The organism is Micromonospora noduli, from assembly GCF_003264365.1.
Classification (GTDB): domain Bacteria; phylum Actinomycetota; class Actinomycetes; order Mycobacteriales; family Micromonosporaceae; genus Micromonospora; species Micromonospora noduli.
Window position 1 is genome coordinate 194,953 of record NZ_PYAK01000003.1, and the last position, 15,553, is coordinate 210,505.

Below are 15,553 nucleotides of genomic sequence, written 5' to 3' on the forward strand. Positions count from 1 at the left end.
CCTCGGGGCTGCCAGACTCTGACGATGGCCGCTCGAACGACCCGGCGCGGGCTCCTGCTCACAGGGGCAGCGGCGACGGCGCTGGCGGTCGGGGTCGGCTGGACGGCCCGCGACCTGATCCGCCCGTCGCCGACGCGACCCGTCCCCCCGGACGCGCCAGCCGGCGACGAGCGAGTGGTCAGCCGCCCGTCCACCGCACGTGGCCGCTCGGTCGACTTCTACACCGCCGTCCCGGACGGGCACGGCGACGGTCAGGGGTTGCCGGTCTGCCTGGTGCTGCACGGCGCGTCCACCACCGCACGGGACTTTCCCGGGCTCGGCCTGGGGCGCTTTCTCACCGACGCGGTGCGTCGGGGCGCGCCGCCGTTCGTGCTCGCCGGAGCGACCGGCGACCGCCTCTCCTGGCGCCCCACCGGCCGGGACGACCCGCAGCGGATGGTGCGTGAGGAGTTGCCGGCCTGGTGCTCCGAGCGGGGCTTCGACGCCACCCGACTGGCGGCCTGGGGCTGGTCCATGGGGGGCTTCGGCTCGCTGTTGCTCGCCGCCACCTGGCCGGGGCTGCTCCGGGCGGTGGCGGCCCTCTCCCCCGCCGTCGCGTCCGGTGATGCCGTCTTCGCCGGTGTCGACCGGCTGCGCGGCACTCCGCTGGGCCTCTGGTGCGGCCGCCAGGACGACTTCCTCGCCGACGTGCAGGCGCTGGAGCGAGCCCTTCCCGAGCCGGCCGCCCGAGCCGAGTACGCCGACGGCGGGCACGACTTCCGGTACTGGGGCTCGGTCATACCCGCTGCCCTCGACTTCGTCGCGGCGGCGCTGGCCGCGCCGCCTGGCCCGAACTGAGCTGACCGCGGGGGCCCGCGAACGGGCCCCCGCAGCTGCCGGTCTCAGTAGGTGTAGAAGCCCTTACCGGTCTTGCGGCCCAGGTCGCCGGCGGTGACCATGCGCTGGAGCAGCTCCGGCGGGAAGAACTTCTCGTCGGCGGTGTCGGTGTAGATGTTCTTCGAGGCGTGCAGCAGCACGTCCACGCCGGTCAGATCGGTGGTGGCCAGCGGACCCATCGCGTGCCCGAAGCCCAGCCGGCAGGCGGTGTCCAGGTCCTCCGCGGACACCACCCCGGACTCGACCAGCTTGACCGCCTCCATCACCAGGGCGGAGATCAGCCGGGTGGTGACGAAGCCGGCGATGTCCCGGTTGACCACGACGACCGTCTTACCGATCTCCTCGGCGAAGGCCCGCGCGGTGTCCAGCGTGGCGTCGCTGGTCTTGTAACCGCGCACCAGCTCGCAGAGCTGCATCATCGGCACCGGGGAGAAGAAATGGGTGCCGACCACCGCCTCGGGCCGCTCGGTCACCGCGGCGATCTGGGTGACCGGGATCGCCGAGGTGTTGGTGGCGAGCACCGCGTCCGACTTGCAGATCTTGTCCAGGGCGCGGAACACCTCGTGCTTGATCTCCAGCCGCTCGAAGACCGCCTCGACCACGATGTCCGCGTCCGCCGCCGCCTCCAGGTCGGTGGTCGGCGTGATCCGAGCCAGCGTCGCCTCGACCTCGGACGCCTCGATCTTGCCCTTCTCGGCGAACTTCTCCAGTGACTTCCGAATGCCGCCCAGACCCCGGGTGGTGGCCGCGTCGTCCAGGTCGCGCAGCGTCACCTGCCAGCCCGCCTGCGCCGCCACCTGGGCGATGCCGGAACCCATCAACCCGGCCCCGACGACCGCGAGTCGACCCGCCATCTGCTTCTCCCTCGCTGCGATTGAGTGCCTGCCTGCACCCTAGTCGGCGAGCCTGAACGATGGCTAAGTGGCGGTCGGGCCGGGTCGTGGGCCCTCAGATCTCCAGTGCCGGCTCCTCCGGCGTGGTGCCCCGCTCGACCGCCACCCCGAGCGCACGCAGGTCGGCCACGAAGTCCGGGTAGCCCCGGTCGACATGATGCACGTGGGAGACCTCGGTGACCCCCTCCGCGCAGAGCCCAGCGATGATCAACCCCGCTCCGGCCCGGATGTCGGTGGCCCGCACCGGGGCACCGGAGAGCCGATGCCGGCCCCGGACCACAGCGTGATGCCCGTCGGTCTTGATGTCCGCGCCGAGCCGCATCATCTCGTTGGCGAACATGAACCGGCCGTCGAAGATGTTCTCGGTGATCAGGGAGGCGCCGTCGCTGACGGCCGCCAGCCCGATCGCCATCGGCAGCAGATCGGTGGCGAAGCCGGGGTACGGCAGCGTCACCACGTCCACCGCCCGGGGCCGCTCGTCCATACGTACGCGGAAGCCATCTCCCCGGGTTTCCACCAGCGCGCCGGCGGCCACCACCTTGTCCAGGGCGATCTCCAGGAAGGCCGGGTCCAGCCCGGTCACCGTCACGTCGCCCCGGGTCATCGCCGCGCCGAACGCCCAGGTGCCTGCGACGATCCGGTCCCCCACCGTGGCGTGGCGCACCGGACGCAGTCCGGGCACACCGGTGATGCGCAACGTCGACGTGCCCGCGCCGACGATGCGCGCGCCCATCTGGTTGAGCATCGTGCAGATGTCGACGATCTCCGGCTCCCGGGCCGCGTTGTCGATCATCGTGGTGCCCTGGGCCAGCACCGCCGCCATCACCAGGTTCTCGGTCGCGCCGACGCTGGGGAAATCCAGCACGATGTCCGCGCCACGCAGCCCGTGCGGGGCGGAGGCGATGACGAACCCGTGCTCACCGGAGATCTCCGCGCCCATCCGGGTCAGCCCGGAGATGTGCATGTCCAACCCCCGCGACCCGATCGCGTCGCCGCCGGGATGGGCCACCCGCACGTACCCCCGACGGGCCAGCAACGGGCCGAGCACGCAGATCGACGCGCGCAACCGTCGGACCAGGTCGTAGTCGGCCTCCGCGCCCGGCTGCTCGGGTACGTCGATCGTCACCGACCGGGACCGGGCCACGCCGCCACGGGCGACCATCGGGTCGACCGGGTCGTCCGCGTCGAACTGGACGTCGCAGCCCAGCCGACGCAGCACCTCTCCCATGATCGCGATGTCGGTGATCCGGGGGACGTTGGTGATCACACTGCGGCCGGGCGCGAGCAGCGCAGCGGCCATCAGCTTCAACGCCGAGTTCTTGGCACCGACCACGTGCACGGTGCCGGACAGTCGGGCGTCACCGCGTACCCGGATGACGTCGACATCGTTGACCGCCGAATCGCCGGCGTCGCCGGGGCCCACCACCACCGGCCAGCCGGCGGTGCTGTCCGGCCGCGCCGGGATCGTCAGGTCGGGAATCCGTAGGCTGTGCGTCATGGCCGTCCACCTCACGCGCATCTACACCAAGGCCGGCGACGCCGGCATGACCAGGCTGAGCAACAACGAGCAGGTGCCGAAGACCGATCCACGGATCGCCGCGTACGCGGATGTCGACGAGTGCAACGCGGCGATCGGCGTCGCGCTCGCGCTGGGGAACCTCGACGAGGAGCTTCGCGGCGTGCTGGGGTCGGTGCAGAACGACCTGTTCGACGTCGGCGCCGACCTGTCAACCCCGGTCGAGCCGGAGCCGAAGTACCCGCCGCTGCGGGTGACCGAGGAGTACGTCGAGCGCCTGGAGGGCTGGTGCGACGAGTACAACGCACGCCTGAGCAAGCTCGACTCCTTCATCCTCCCCGGCGGCACCGCAGGTGCGGCGCTGCTGCACGTGGCGCGGACCGTCGCCCGGCGTGCCGAACGGGCAGCGTGGGCGCTGGTCAGCCACGATCCGGAACGAACCAGCACGCTCCCGGCAAAGTATCTCAACCGGCTCTCCGATCTGCTCTTTATCCTGTCAAGAACGGCAAATCCGGCAGGAGACGTGCTATGGGTGCCGGGCGGCAAGCGCTGAACGTCGGCGCTCCGCACCACGTCGAGGTCTGGTTTCCCACTCTGCCCGCCACCACGCGTAGCCAGGGCCGCCTCCTCCACGAGCCAGGCCGATCAGCACCCTGACTCCTCGGCGAGCCCGGCCGACCAGCGCCTAGATCAACTCCGGTTCCTTGATGTCGGGCCATCCCAGCCACCAGAACACCCCGGCATCAAGAAAACCGAGTCGATCACCAGCCCGACGCGCTAGCCGCGCAGCCCGGCGCGATGCGCGGAGGCCGGCGCGATGCGCGGAGGCCGGCGCGATGCGCGGAGGCCGGCGCGATGCGCGGAGGCCGGCGCGATGCGCGGAGGCCGGCGCGATGCGCGGAGGCCGGCGCGATGCGCGGAGGCCGGCGCGATGCGCGGAGGCCGGCGCGATGCGCGGAGGCCGGCGCGATGCGCGGAGGCCGGCGCGATGCGCGGAGGCCGGCGCGATGCGCGGAGGCCGGCGCGATGCGCGGAGGCCGGCGCGATGCGCGGAGGCCGGCGCGATGCGCGAACCGAGGAGGCAGGACTCAGCCGCATCGGTAACGGCAGGTGATCAAAGCCCGCCGCGAGCCGGCGGACAGTGCCCAACGAAGGGTTTCCGGGGGAGCCCGCCCGGCGCAGGGATCAAGCCTGACCGCCCGGAGCCGGGCGGGCTCCCCCGGAAACCCCAAGAGCGACCACAGAAGCCAAGAGCAACCACAGAAGAGCCGATCAGGCAGCCGGCCAGTCCTGGGAGGCCATACGCGGCGAGACCGCCCCCGGAGGGGCGGCCTCGAGCCAGGAGAGAAAACCGGTCACTGTCGATCGCGCCATGGCGATCTCCACCGGTGCGTGGTTACTGGTACAGCGGAGGATCACCCAGTCGGCCGGCATGGAGAACCGTTCCTGACCTTCGGGCAACCGGCGGCGCTCCACGGCCAGCCCCTTGCGGGAGAGCACCCGCTTGGGCCGGATCGCGAAGCTGAACATCCGGTACCAGCGCAGCTCGTCACCGGCGAACCGGCCGAAGCCGGGCGACCAGCCGCGGCCGTCGAGCATGGTGGAGACCCGGACGCTGAGTCGGATGATGCCACCGCTGCGGGTGACCAGAGCTCGCCGGACGAAGAGTGTCAGAAGCGCGCCGAGGATGACGACAACGCCGATTCCGAATCCTTCGACGATCTCCATCCCCGGTGTGGCTCAGCGGCTCTGCGCGGAGACCGGGGTTGCGCTCTCGGCCAGCACGGTGACACCGTCGGCGCTCACCGAGAGGAAGCCGCCGGCCACGTCGTAGGCGACCTGCTCGCCGCCGGCGAGCTTGATGCGTACCTGGCCGGGCTCGGCGAGCTGGCCGAGTAGCGGCGCGTGCCCCGGCAGGACACCGAGCTCGCCTTCGGTCGTCCGGGCGACGACCATCTCGGCGTCACCGGACCAGACCTTCTCCTCGACGGCGACGAGCTCGACGTGAAGCTGCTGTGCCACGCTGTCTCCTTGCTGCGGCTACGGATTGCCGAAAGTCTAGCCTGACGACGCGGCGCGCCCAACGCGGGTGGGGACAACGCCGACCTGACTACTTGGCCTTGTTGACGAATTCCGGGTGCTCCAGCAGGAACGGGTCCAGTTGCTCGTTGTGCAGAGCGGTGAAGAAGTCCGGAACACCCTCCTGGAACTGCTCGCCCAGGTACTTACTACCCTCGAAAACCCCGCCACCGGGCAGCTTGATCATCTCGATGGTGTTCGGGCGGATGTCCTTCAGGGCGAGCCCGAAGTCCACAACGCTGTTGCCCCGGCCGCTGAAGATCAACGACTGGCCGGCGGCGCGGAGCACCTTGTCCAGCTTGATCGGGTTGGACACCACGTCGGCGCTGAACGCCTGACCGACCATGGCCTTGACGAACTGCTGCTGGTGGCGCTGCCGGCCGTAGTCGGAATCCGGAACGCCGTTCTTCGGGTAGCGCTGCCGGACGTAGTCCAGCGCCTGCCACCCACTCAGGTGCCGGTTGCCCTTCTTGTAGAGCGCCTGCGGGCCGACGTAGCCCTCACCACGGGTGTTGCCCGGCCGCGCCTTGCCGTCCGGCTGCTTGTGCTCGGACTTCACGTCGCGCTCGATGTACATGTCGACACCGCCCATGGCGTCGACGATCTTCTGGAAGCCGGTGAAGTTGATGATCGCGCCGGCGTCGAAGCGCTTGATGCCGGTCACGTTCTGCACCGTGGTGGCCAACAGCTCGAAGCCCCGTGCCGCGTCCGGGTTGGCCCCCGGCACCTTGCTGCCGAACGACATCGCGGCGTTGATCTTCGTGGTCTCGCCCGGGAAGTCGGCCCGCTTGAACGCCGGGATCCGCACGTAGAGGTCGCGGGGCAGCGAGAACAGGTAGGCCCGGTCCATCGAGGCCGGCACGTGCAGCACCATGATCGAGTCGGCCAGCGGCGCGGCCGTCGGCGTACGCGGGTCGATGCCGACGAGCAGGATGTTGAGCGGACCCTTGATGTCACTCTTCTTCACCTGGGCGCCCGCCGCCTGGTCGCCGAAGAGGTCGGCCTTGCCGACGGACCCCTCGTAGCGGGCCATGAGCACCTCGGTGCCGACCAGCACGGCGCCGCTGAGCACGGTCAGCACGGTGCCGAACACCGTGCAGATCCTGGCCCACCGCGGCACGCCTCGCCAGATGGACGGCTTGCGGCCACTCTTGCCGGCCTTACCCACGAGCAGCTCCGTTCGTTACGCCCACGACGAAGAAGACGGGCGCACGTCGTCGAAAGGTTGCAAAGATCAACGCTCGTTCACGTGAGCGCGGAACGAACCGTAGCTCGGGACCCTCCGGAGTGACGACCACGAGTAACGGACCGCGACGATGGTAGGACGCGAACATGAACAAAAGACTGCCCCGGCATTGCCGGGGCAGTCTTTTTGCTACGGGTCGGACGAGAGCTGGGTCAGCTCTTCATCAGCTCCTCAGCCTTGCGCTCCAGGTCCTCGAGACCGCCGCACATGAAGAACGCCTGCTCGGGGAAGTGATCGTACTCACCCTCGCTGATCTTGCGGAACGCCTCGATGGTCTCCTTGATCGGGACCGTCGAGCCCGGCACGCCGGTGAACTGCTCCGCCGCGTAGGTGTTCTGCGAGAGGAAGCGCTCGATCCGCCGCGCGCGCTGCACGGTGATCTTGTCTTCCTCGGAGAGCTCCTCGATGCCGAGGATGGCGATGATGTCCTGCAGGTCGCGGTAACGCTGCAGGATCCGCTTCACCTCGGTGGCAACCTGGAAGTGCTCGTTGCCGACGAACTCCGGGGCGAGGATCCGGGACGAGGACGCCAGCGGGTCCACGGCCGGGTAGATGCCCTTGTCGGAGATCGACCGCTCCAGGTTGGTGGTCGCGTCCAGGTGGGCGAACGTGGTGGCCGGGGCGGGGTCGGTGTAGTCGTCCGCCGGCACGTAGATCGCCTGCATGGACGTGATGGCCTGGCCCCGGACGGAGGTGATCCGCTCCTGGAGCTCGCCCATCTCGTCGGCCAGGGTCGGCTGGTAACCCACGGCGCTCGGCATACGGCCGAGCAGGGTGGACACCTCCGAACCGGCCTGCGTGAAGCGGAAGATGTTGTCGATGAAGAGCAGCACCTCCTGCTTCTTCACGTCCCGGAAGTACTCGGCCATGGTCAGCGCGGAGAGCGCCACCCGCAGCCGGGTGCCCGGCGGCTCGTCCATCTGGCCGTAGACCAGCGCGGTCTTGTCGATGACGCCGGACTCGGTCATCTCGGCGATGAGGTCGTTGCCCTCACGGGTGCGCTCACCCACGCCGGCGAAGACCGAGGTACCACCGAAGTTGCGGGCGACCCGCGTGATCATCTCCTGGATGAGCACCGTCTTGCCCACGCCCGCGCCGCCGAACAGGCCGATCTTGCCGCCCTTGACGTACGGGGCGAGCAGGTCGATGACCTTGATGCCGGTCTCCAGCATCTCGGTCTTCGGCTCAAGGTCCGCGAAGGCCGGGGCCTTGCGGTGGATGCCCCACCGGTCGTCGGCCTCGAACGTCTCGCCCTCGGCGAGGTTGAGCACCTCGCCGATCGCGTTGAACACCTTGCCCTTGACCGCGTCGCCCACCGGCACCGTGATCGGCTCGCCGCGGTCGCGCACCTCGGCGCCACGGACCAGGCCGTCGGTCGGCTGCATCGAGATGGCACGGACCAGGTTGTCACCCAGGTGCTGGGCAACCTCCAGGGTCAGCGTCTTCTCACCGCCGGACAGGTTCACCTTCACGTTCAAGGCGTTGAACAGGGGCGGCATGGCGTCGCGCGGGAATTCGGCGTCGACGACCGGGCCGATGACCCGGACCACGCGACCCGTGGCCGTCTTGGTCTCTACTGGTGCAGTCATCACACTTCACTTCCCGACGCGGCCAGCGCGTTGGCGCCGCCGACGATCTCGCTGATCTCCTGGGTGATCCCGGCCTGGCGAGCCGAGTTCATCTCGCGCGTGTACTTCTCGATCATCTCTTCGGCGTTGTCGGTGGCGCTCTTCATCGCCCGCCGACGCGACGCCGACTCACTCGCCGCCGACTCGATCAACGCCGCGTAGATCCGCGTGTTGATGTACCTCGGCAGGAGCGCGTCGAGCAGCGCCTCCGCCTCCGGCTCGAACTCGTACGCCGGCAGCAACCCCTCGGAGCGCGGCCGGTCCTCCACCTGCATCGGACCGATGACCTTGGTGACCGGGCTCTGCGTCATGAGCGAGTGGAACTCGGTGTAGACGATGTGCAACTCGTCGACGCCGAGCACCCCGTCCGCTCCGGCACCGCCGTCGACGTCGTCCGCACCGGCGGTGAACGCCTTGATCAGCGTCTCACCAACGGTACGGGCGTCCTCGAACGACGGCTGCTCGCTGAAGCCGGTCCAGTTCGCCTCGATCGGCCGCTCGCGGAACCGGTAGAACCCGACGCCCTTACGCCCGATGACGTAGAGCACCGGCTCCTTGCCGTCCGCCTTGAGCCGCGCGATCAGCGACTCCGCCATCCTGATCGCGTTGGAGCTGTAACCGCCGGCCAGGCCACGGTCGCTGGTGACCAACAGGACGCCGGCCCGCCGCACCCGCTCACGCGGGGTGAGCAGCGGGTGGTCGATCCGCGCGTTGGACGCCAGCGCCGTGAGCACACCGGTGATGGCCTGGGCGTACGGCAGGGACGCCTGCACCCGGGCCTGAGCCTTGGCGATCCGGCTCGTCGCCACGAGCTCCATCGCCTTGGTGATCTTCTTCATCGACTTCGCCGAGCGGATCCGTTGACGAAGAACGCGTACCTGGGCCGCCACGGGATCAGCTCTCGGCCGGGCGGTCGGTCGCGCCGTCGCGGAAGCGGGTCACCGTCTCGCGGTTCTCGTCGCCCTCAAGCGGCGCGGCCGGCGCGTCGTTGACCTTGCGCTCGTCCTCCTTGCCGAGGAAGACCTGCTTGAACTCGGCGATCGCGCTGTCCAGCGAGCCGATGATGTCATCGTTCCACTGGTTGTCGGCGATGCCGGCCAGCACACCCTGGTGCTTGTGCCGCAGGTACTGGAGGAACTCCGACTCGAAGCGCCGGACCTCGCCCACCGGAATGTCGTCCAGCTTGCCCTCGGTGCCGGCCCAGACCGAGACGACCTGCTCCTGCACCGGGAACGGCGAGTAGTTCGGCTGCTTGAGCAGCTCCACCAGGCGCGAACCGCGGTCCAGCTGAGCCCGGGAGGCCCGGTCCAGGTCGGAGGCGAAGGCGGCGAACGCCTCCAGCTCGCGGTACTGGGCCAGGTTGAGCCGCAGCGAACCGGCGACCTTCTTCATCGGCTTCACCTGCGCGGCGCCACCGACCCGGGAGACCGAGGTACCAACGTTGATCGCCGGACGGACGCCCTGGTTGAACAGGTCGGTCTCCAGGAAGATCTGGCCGTCGGTGATCGAGATGACGTTGGTCGGGATGAAGGCCGAGATGTCGTTGGCCTTCGTCTCGATGATCGGCAGACCGGTCATCGAGCCGCCACCCAGCTCGTCGGAGAGCTTCGCGCAGCGCTCCAGCAGGCGGGAGTGCAGGTAGAAGACGTCACCCGGGTACGCCTCACGGCCCGGCGGGCGACGCAGCAGCAGCGACACGGCGCGGTACGCCTCGGCCTGCTTGCTCAGGTCGTCGAAGACGATCAGGACGTGCTTGCCGCCGTACATCCAGTGCTGCCCGATGGACGAGCCGGTGTACGGGGCGAGGTACTTGAAGCCAGCCGGGTCGGAGGCCGGCGAGGCGACGATGGTGGTGTACTCCATCGCGCCCGCCTCCTCGAGCTGCCCCTTGATGGAGGCGATCGTGGAGGCCTTCTGGCCGATGGCGACGTAGATGCAGCGAACCTGCTTCTTCGGGTCGCCGGTGCGCCAGTTGTCCCGCTGGTTGAGGATGGCGTCCAGGGCGACGGTCGTCTTACCGGTCTTCCGGTCACCGATGATCAGCTGCCGCTGACCCCGACCGATCGGGGTCATCGCGTCGATGGCCTTGATGCCGGTCTGCAGCGGCTCGTCGACGGACTGCCGGGACATCACGTTCGGAGCCTGCAGCTCCAGCTCGCGGAAGCCCTCGTTGGCGATGTCGCCGAGCGCGTCGATCGGCTCACCGAGCGCGTTCACCACGCGGCCGAGGAAGGCGTCGCCGACCGGAACGGAGAGAACCCGCTCGGTGCGCTTGACGCGCTGCCCCTCCTCCAGCTTGGCGGAGTCACCGAGAACGACGACACCGATCTCCCGTACGTCGAGGTTCAACGCCACGCCGAGCGTGCCGTCCTCGAACTCCAGGAGCTCGTTGGTCATGGTCGAGGGCAGGCCCTCGACGTGGGCGATACCGTCACCGGTGTCGGCGACGGTGCCGACCTCCTCGCGGGAGACGTCGGACGAGTAGGAAGAGACGTAGCGCTCCAGGGCGCCGCGGATCTCCTCCGTCGAGATGGTCAGCTCGGCCATCCTCTGCTTCCTTAAAATTCAGGGGCCCGGGATACCTAGTACCGACCGGTCCGAATGGCGTCTGTCAATCCGGGCGCTGAGCGGTCCAGCCACCCCGACGCTGGGCGGCGGAGCCGCTCAGCCGCGGGGCGGCGAAGCCGATCAGCGCTTCGCGAGCGCGTTGCGGGTCTCGTTGAGGCGGCGCAGGACGGTGCCGTCGTACAGGTCGGAGCCGACCCGCACGCTCACGCCACCCAGGACGTGGGGGTCGACCGTCTGCTTGACGGAGACCTCTCGACCGTATATCGCGGCGAGGCTCACACCCAGCCGGCGCTCCTCCTCGTCACTCAACGGGGCCGCCACGGTGACGTACGCCACCTGACGGTCCCGCCGTTCGGCGGCGAGTTCCACGAGCCGGGTCAGCGATCCGCTGAAGGAACGCCCCCCGAAGCCGGCAAGCGCCACCTCGATGAGGCGGACGGTGGCCAGGTGGGCCTTGCCGGAGAGCAGCTCGCCGACCAGGACCCCCCGCCGGTCCACCGGGACCGCGGGGTTGGACAGCACCGCCGAGAGCTCGGGCTGGCCGGCGACGACCTGCCCGAAGCGGAACAACTCGTCCTCGACCTCGCCGAGATCGCCGGAGGCCTCGGTGCTGGCCAGTGCCGCCTCCACGCCGAGCCGCTCGACGCCGTCGAGCAACTCCGACGGCGCCGACCAACGGCCGGAGACCAGCGCGGCGAGCAGGTCGAGCGCGCCGTCACCGATCTTGCCGCGCAGCATCCCGCCGAGCAGTTCGGCGCGGTCAGCGCCGGACCGGGCCGGGTCCGAGAGGGCCCGGCGCAGCCGCGGCTCGCGCCGCAGCAGCCCGGCAACGGCGAGCAGGTCGTTGGCGGTGTGTGCCACCGTGACCGCGTCGGTGCCGCGGACGTACGCGTCGAGGCGCTCGGCCCCGGCCTTGTACGACTCCCGGCTGGCGGCCTGCATCAGCGGGCCCCCGTGCTCTCGAGACCGCTCAGGAACCGGTCGACGGTGCCCTTACGCCGCGCCTCGTCGGCCAGCGACTCGCCAACGATCTTGCTGGCCAGGTCCACCGCGATGGTGCCGACCTCCGCGCGCAGCTCGCGCACGATGGTGGCCCGCTCGGCGGCGAGCGCGTCCTTGCCCGCCTGGATGACCCGGTCGGACTCTTCCCGCGCCTTGGCGAGGATGTCCTGGCGGATGCCCTCGGCGTCGGCCCGCGCGTCGTCACGGATCTTGGCGGCGTCGGTCCGGGCCTCAGCGAGCTGGGCACGGTACTGCTCGAGCAGCTGGTTCGCCTCGGCCTGGGCGGCCTCGGCGCGCTTGATGCCGCCCTCGATCGCGTCGACCCGAGCCTGGAACGTCTGCTCCATGCGCGGGAAGACGAACTTCATCAGCACGAAGCAGAGCACGGCGAAGGCGACCGTGCCGACCACGATCTCCTGCCAGATCGGAATGATCGGGTTGTGGTCTGACTCACCACCCTCGGCGGCGAGGAGGAACAACATGGGTGACCTCCCGGTCGGAAGGGGCGGGATCAGCCGGCCCAGATGAAGCCGAAGGCGATGCCGAACAGCGCGAGCGCCTCGATGACGGCGAAGCCGATCCAGACGTACGGCAGGGTCATGCGCGACGACTCGGGCTGCCGGGCGGTCGACTGGATGTAGGCGGCGAAGACCAGGCCAACGCCGATGCCCGGGCCGATGGCGGCGAGACCGTAGCCGATGGCAGCGGTGCTACCGGTGACCTCGGCGAGAACGCTAGCGTCCATTGGTGTGGTTCCTCCTGGTTATCACGCGTGACTCTCACGCGGGACGACAACGGTTGGTGCGTGGATCAGTGCTCTTCGGCGAGCGCACCCTGGATGTAGCTGGCGCTCAGCACGGTGAAGACGTATGCCTGCAGGACGATGACCAGCGCCTCGAGGAGGGTCAGCGCCACGGTCATCACCCAGGAGACCACCGAGATCGGCGCCAGCCAGGCGTTGGCGTTGAGCATCGCGAAGCCGCCGAGCGTGAAGACCAGCAGGAGCATGTGGCCGGCGAACATGTTCGCGAAGAGACGAACGGCCAGCGAGAACGGCCGGATGATGAAGGTCGAGAACGCCTCGATCGGGATCAGCAGCGGCAGGATGTACCACGGTGCCGGCGGGATCAGGGCGTGCTTGAAGTATTTGCCGAAGCCGTGGTGCCGGATGCCGATGTAGTTGAACAGCACGTAGCTGATCACCGCGAGGATCGCCGGGAAGGCGATGTGCGAGTTCGGCGAGATCTGGAAGAGCGGAATGATCGCGAACGCGTTCGTCACCAACACGAAGCAGAACAGCGTCGTGAAGTAGGGAGCGAAACGCACGCCCTGGTGACCGATCATGTCGACCGAGATGTTGTTCCGGACGAAGCCGTAGATCGACTCGGCGAACCACTGCTTCTTGGTCGGCACCAACTTCGGGTTCCGATAGGTCGCCAGGAAGAAGATGATCAGAAAGCCGACCGCGACCCAGATCATCAGCGTGAACTTGGTGAACCACGGGGCGTTCTCCACACCCCAGGGCACGATCGCGGGCAGGTAGAAGTCGTCCACACTGGGTGGGAATGCCGCCTGGCCCGCTGCCAGAACGTTCGCCTGTCCGAACACCGTGTCCCTTCCTAAGTAGGCGTGCCGAGCCGACGGACGACGAGGATGATCCCCCCGGTCACGCCGAGCACGACGCCGATCCCGGTGGCGACGCCACCGGTATCGAGCCACTGGTCGACCAGCCAGCCGATGAAACCCCACACGAGCATTCCTCCGATGAGGTAGCTGAGCGCGGTCCAACCCTGACCGGCGCCGGACGGATAATCGTCCGGTTCACCGGCGGGACGGGGGGTTTGGTCACCAGCCATGACGGGGCGAACGATATCAGCCGGGAAGACGAGGCTGTGCCTCACCCCCCGCACAACCGTCGTTGTGTGGGCTTCTCGTGGGCGCCGTCGTCTGTGGGCACGCTACTCCCCTTCCGCCCGTCGGAAAATGACCGGAGGCCGACACATTGCGGCGCGTCCGCTGGTTGGGACGACCGCCAGGTCAGCCGCGCGGCCGGCGAGCGTGCACCGTGCTCAGCCACCAGAGGTGCACCGCTGTCCACACTGCCACCCCGGCGACGATGCCGAGGCAGAGAGGGATCAAACCGGGCCAACCGGTCGACGCCACCGCCACCAGCACCACGCCCAGCAGGCTGAACTTCAGCACGTACAGGCCCACCCCGAGCGGCAGCAGCAACTGCGGGTTGACCTGGTCGGCCCGGGCCAGCACCACGGTGGTGAGGGTGTAGCTGAGCACCGTGACGCCCACGCCGACCGCCGCGCCGAGCGCGGCCGTCACGCCACCGGTCACCCCGCCCACCACCGCGGCGACCGCGGCGAGCGCCGCCGACGCGCCCAACAGCACCGGCAGGTGCCGCAGCCGCCACCGCCGGTCGGTGTCCGGCTCGACCACCCCGGGCTCAGCCACGGGGGTACGCCGGGAACGCCGCGACCAGCTCGGACACCTCGGCACCGAGCCGGGTCAACTCGTCGGCCCCGCCCGGAGCACCGGGATCGGTGCGCACCGCACGGGCGATCAGCGTCGCCACCTGGCGCAGCTCCCCCTCGCGCATCCCCTGCGTGGTGACACTCGGCGTGCCCACCCGGATGCCGGAGGCCACCATCGGCGGCTGCGGGTCGTACGGGATGGCGTTCTTGTTCAGGGTGATCGACGCGGCGTCGCAGCGACGCTCGGCCTCGGCGCCGGTCACCCCCAGCTCCCGCAGGTCGATCAGGGCGAGGTGGGTATCGGTGCCACCGGAGACCGGGCGCATCCCCTCGTCGGCCAGCCCGGCGGCGAGCGCCTGGGCGTTGCTGACCACCTGCCGGGCGTACGTCTGGAACTCCGGCTGGGCGGCCTCGCGCAGCGCGACCGCCTTGGCGGCGACCGCGTGCATCAGCGGGCCGCCCTGGGTGAACGGGAAGACGGCCTTGTCGATCCGCTGGGCCAGCGACTCGCGGCACAGGATCATGCCGCCGCGCGGCCCGCGCAGCACCTTGTGGGTGGTGGCGCAGACGACATCGGCGTACGGCACCGGGGACGGGATGGCCCGACCGGCGACCAGGCCGATGAAGTGCGCCGCGTCCACCATCAGGTACGCGCCGACCTCGTCGGCGATCTCCCGGAACCGCGCGAAGTCGATCAGGCGCGGGTACGCGGTGGCCCCACAGATGATCATCTTGGGTCGGTGCGCGCGCGCCAGATCCCGTACCTCGTCGTAGTCGATCTGCTCGGTGTCCGGCCGTACCGGGTAGCCGACCGGGTGGAACCACTTGCCGGAGAAGTTCACCCGGCTGCCGTGGGTGAGGTGCCCGCCGTGCGGCAGGTCCATCGCCAGCACCGTGTCCCCCGGCTGCACCAACGCGGCGTACGCGGCCAGGTTGGCGCTCGCCCCGGAGTGCGGCTGGAGGTTGGCGTGCTCGGCCCCGAAGAGCTCCTTGGCCCGGGCGATGCCGATCTCCTCGGCCCGGTCCACCTCGGCGCAGCCGCCGTAGTAGCGCCGACCCGGGTAACCCTCGGCGTACTTGTTGGTCAGCGTCGAACCGAGCGCGGCCAGCACCGCCGGCGAGGTCAGGTTCTCGCTGGCGATGAGCTGCAACCCGCCGCGCAACCGGTCCAACTCGCCGAGGACCACCCCGGCGATCTCCGGGTCGGTGGCCCTGAGCTGCGCGAAATCAGGCCCCCAGAAGGTGCTCGTCTCGGTCTCCAC

At 69.5% G+C, this 15,553-nt stretch carries 17 protein-coding genes; 2 read left to right on the top strand and 15 right to left on the bottom strand.

The genetic code is table 11. The annotated features are described in order from the left end of the window. Window positions 1-24: 24 nt before the first annotated feature. Window positions 25-837: an alpha/beta hydrolase gene (locus tag GUI43_RS03885; RefSeq protein WP_112697996.1), complete on the top strand. Its 813-nt coding sequence runs from the start codon at window positions 25-27 to the stop codon at window positions 835-837. Window positions 838-881: 44 nt separating this feature from the next. Here the strand turns inward: GUI43_RS03885 and GUI43_RS03890 are convergent, their stop codons facing one another. After that, a complete protein-coding gene (locus GUI43_RS03890; RefSeq protein WP_110561611.1) occupies window positions 882-1,730 on the bottom strand; it encodes a 3-hydroxyacyl-CoA dehydrogenase family protein in 849 nt (282 codons plus the stop codon). A 94-nt stretch (window positions 1,731-1,824) separates the two neighbouring features. Then, window positions 1,825-3,267, bottom strand: coding sequence for a UDP-N-acetylglucosamine 1-carboxyvinyltransferase (gene murA / locus GUI43_RS03895; RefSeq protein WP_112584027.1), 1,443 nt, complete (start codon window positions 3,265-3,267; stop codon window positions 1,825-1,827). Here murA and GUI43_RS03900 point away from each other — a divergent pair. Then, window positions 3,266-3,838: a cob(I)yrinic acid a,c-diamide adenosyltransferase gene (locus tag GUI43_RS03900; RefSeq protein ID WP_091405871.1), complete on the top strand. Its 573-nt coding sequence runs from the start codon at window positions 3,266-3,268 to the stop codon at window positions 3,836-3,838. The genes murA and GUI43_RS03900 overlap by 2 nt on opposite strands. 719 nt (window positions 3,839-4,557) lie before the next feature. On the opposite strand, the gene GUI43_RS03905 is transcribed toward GUI43_RS03900, so the two are convergent. From GUI43_RS03905 to glyA, 13 genes are all read right to left on the bottom strand, one after another. Further along, window positions 4,558-5,013, bottom strand: a complete 456-nt coding sequence (locus tag GUI43_RS03905) for a DUF2550 domain-containing protein (protein ID WP_112584026.1) — start codon at window positions 5,011-5,013, stop codon at window positions 4,558-4,560. Window positions 5,014-5,025: 12 nt separating this feature from the next. Beyond that, window positions 5,026-5,307, bottom strand: coding sequence for a F0F1 ATP synthase subunit epsilon (locus GUI43_RS03910; RefSeq protein WP_112584025.1), 282 nt, complete (start codon window positions 5,305-5,307; stop codon window positions 5,026-5,028). Between the two features lie 88 nt (window positions 5,308-5,395). After that, window positions 5,396-6,538 carry an LCP family protein gene (locus GUI43_RS03915; RefSeq protein ID WP_112601150.1) on the bottom strand — a complete coding sequence of 381 codons (1,143 nt, stop codon included), beginning with the start codon at window positions 6,536-6,538 and terminating at the stop codon, window positions 5,396-5,398. 224 nt (window positions 6,539-6,762) lie between these two features. Then, window positions 6,763-8,199 (bottom strand): F0F1 ATP synthase subunit beta, encoded by a 1,437-nt coding sequence (gene atpD / locus GUI43_RS03920; protein ID WP_112584023.1) that lies wholly within the window; start codon window positions 8,197-8,199, stop codon window positions 6,763-6,765. Continuing rightward, on the bottom strand, window positions 8,199-9,128 hold the full coding sequence (locus GUI43_RS03925; protein ID WP_112584022.1) for a F0F1 ATP synthase subunit gamma: 930 nt from the start codon (window positions 9,126-9,128) through the stop codon (window positions 8,199-8,201). Before GUI43_RS03925 ends, atpD begins: the two co-directional genes overlap by 1 nt. A 4-nt stretch (window positions 9,129-9,132) precedes the next feature. Beyond that, entirely contained in the window at window positions 9,133-10,785 is a 1,653-nt protein-coding gene (gene atpA / locus GUI43_RS03930; RefSeq protein ID WP_091405887.1) for a F0F1 ATP synthase subunit alpha, read from the bottom strand. Between the two features lie 141 nt (window positions 10,786-10,926). Beyond that, entirely contained in the window at window positions 10,927-11,748 is an 822-nt protein-coding gene (locus GUI43_RS03935) for a F0F1 ATP synthase subunit delta (protein WP_112601149.1), read from the bottom strand. Then, complete coding sequence (locus GUI43_RS03940) at window positions 11,748-12,287, bottom strand: F0F1 ATP synthase subunit B (protein WP_112584053.1); 540 nt, start codon at window positions 12,285-12,287, stop codon at window positions 11,748-11,750. The genes GUI43_RS03935 and GUI43_RS03940 overlap by 1 nt, the downstream gene beginning before the upstream one ends. A gap of 32 nt (window positions 12,288-12,319) precedes the next feature. Further along, entirely contained in the window at window positions 12,320-12,553 is a 234-nt protein-coding gene (locus GUI43_RS03945) for an ATP synthase F0 subunit C (protein WP_091405890.1), read from the bottom strand. A 65-nt stretch (window positions 12,554-12,618) separates the two neighbouring features. Continuing rightward, on the bottom strand, window positions 12,619-13,416 hold the full coding sequence (atpB, locus tag GUI43_RS03950) for a F0F1 ATP synthase subunit A (protein ID WP_112584020.1): 798 nt from the start codon (window positions 13,414-13,416) through the stop codon (window positions 12,619-12,621). Between the two features lie 11 nt (window positions 13,417-13,427). Next, on the bottom strand, window positions 13,428-13,664 hold the full coding sequence (locus GUI43_RS03955) for an AtpZ/AtpI family protein (protein ID WP_091405894.1): 237 nt from the start codon (window positions 13,662-13,664) through the stop codon (window positions 13,428-13,430). Between the two features lie 181 nt (window positions 13,665-13,845). After that, a complete protein-coding gene (locus GUI43_RS03960; protein WP_181518390.1) occupies window positions 13,846-14,271 on the bottom strand; it encodes an ATP synthase subunit I in 426 nt (141 codons plus the stop codon). Then, window positions 14,264-15,553, bottom strand: a complete 1,290-nt coding sequence (gene glyA / locus GUI43_RS03965; RefSeq protein WP_112584019.1) for a serine hydroxymethyltransferase — start codon at window positions 15,551-15,553, stop codon at window positions 14,264-14,266. Before glyA ends, GUI43_RS03960 begins: the two co-directional genes overlap by 8 nt.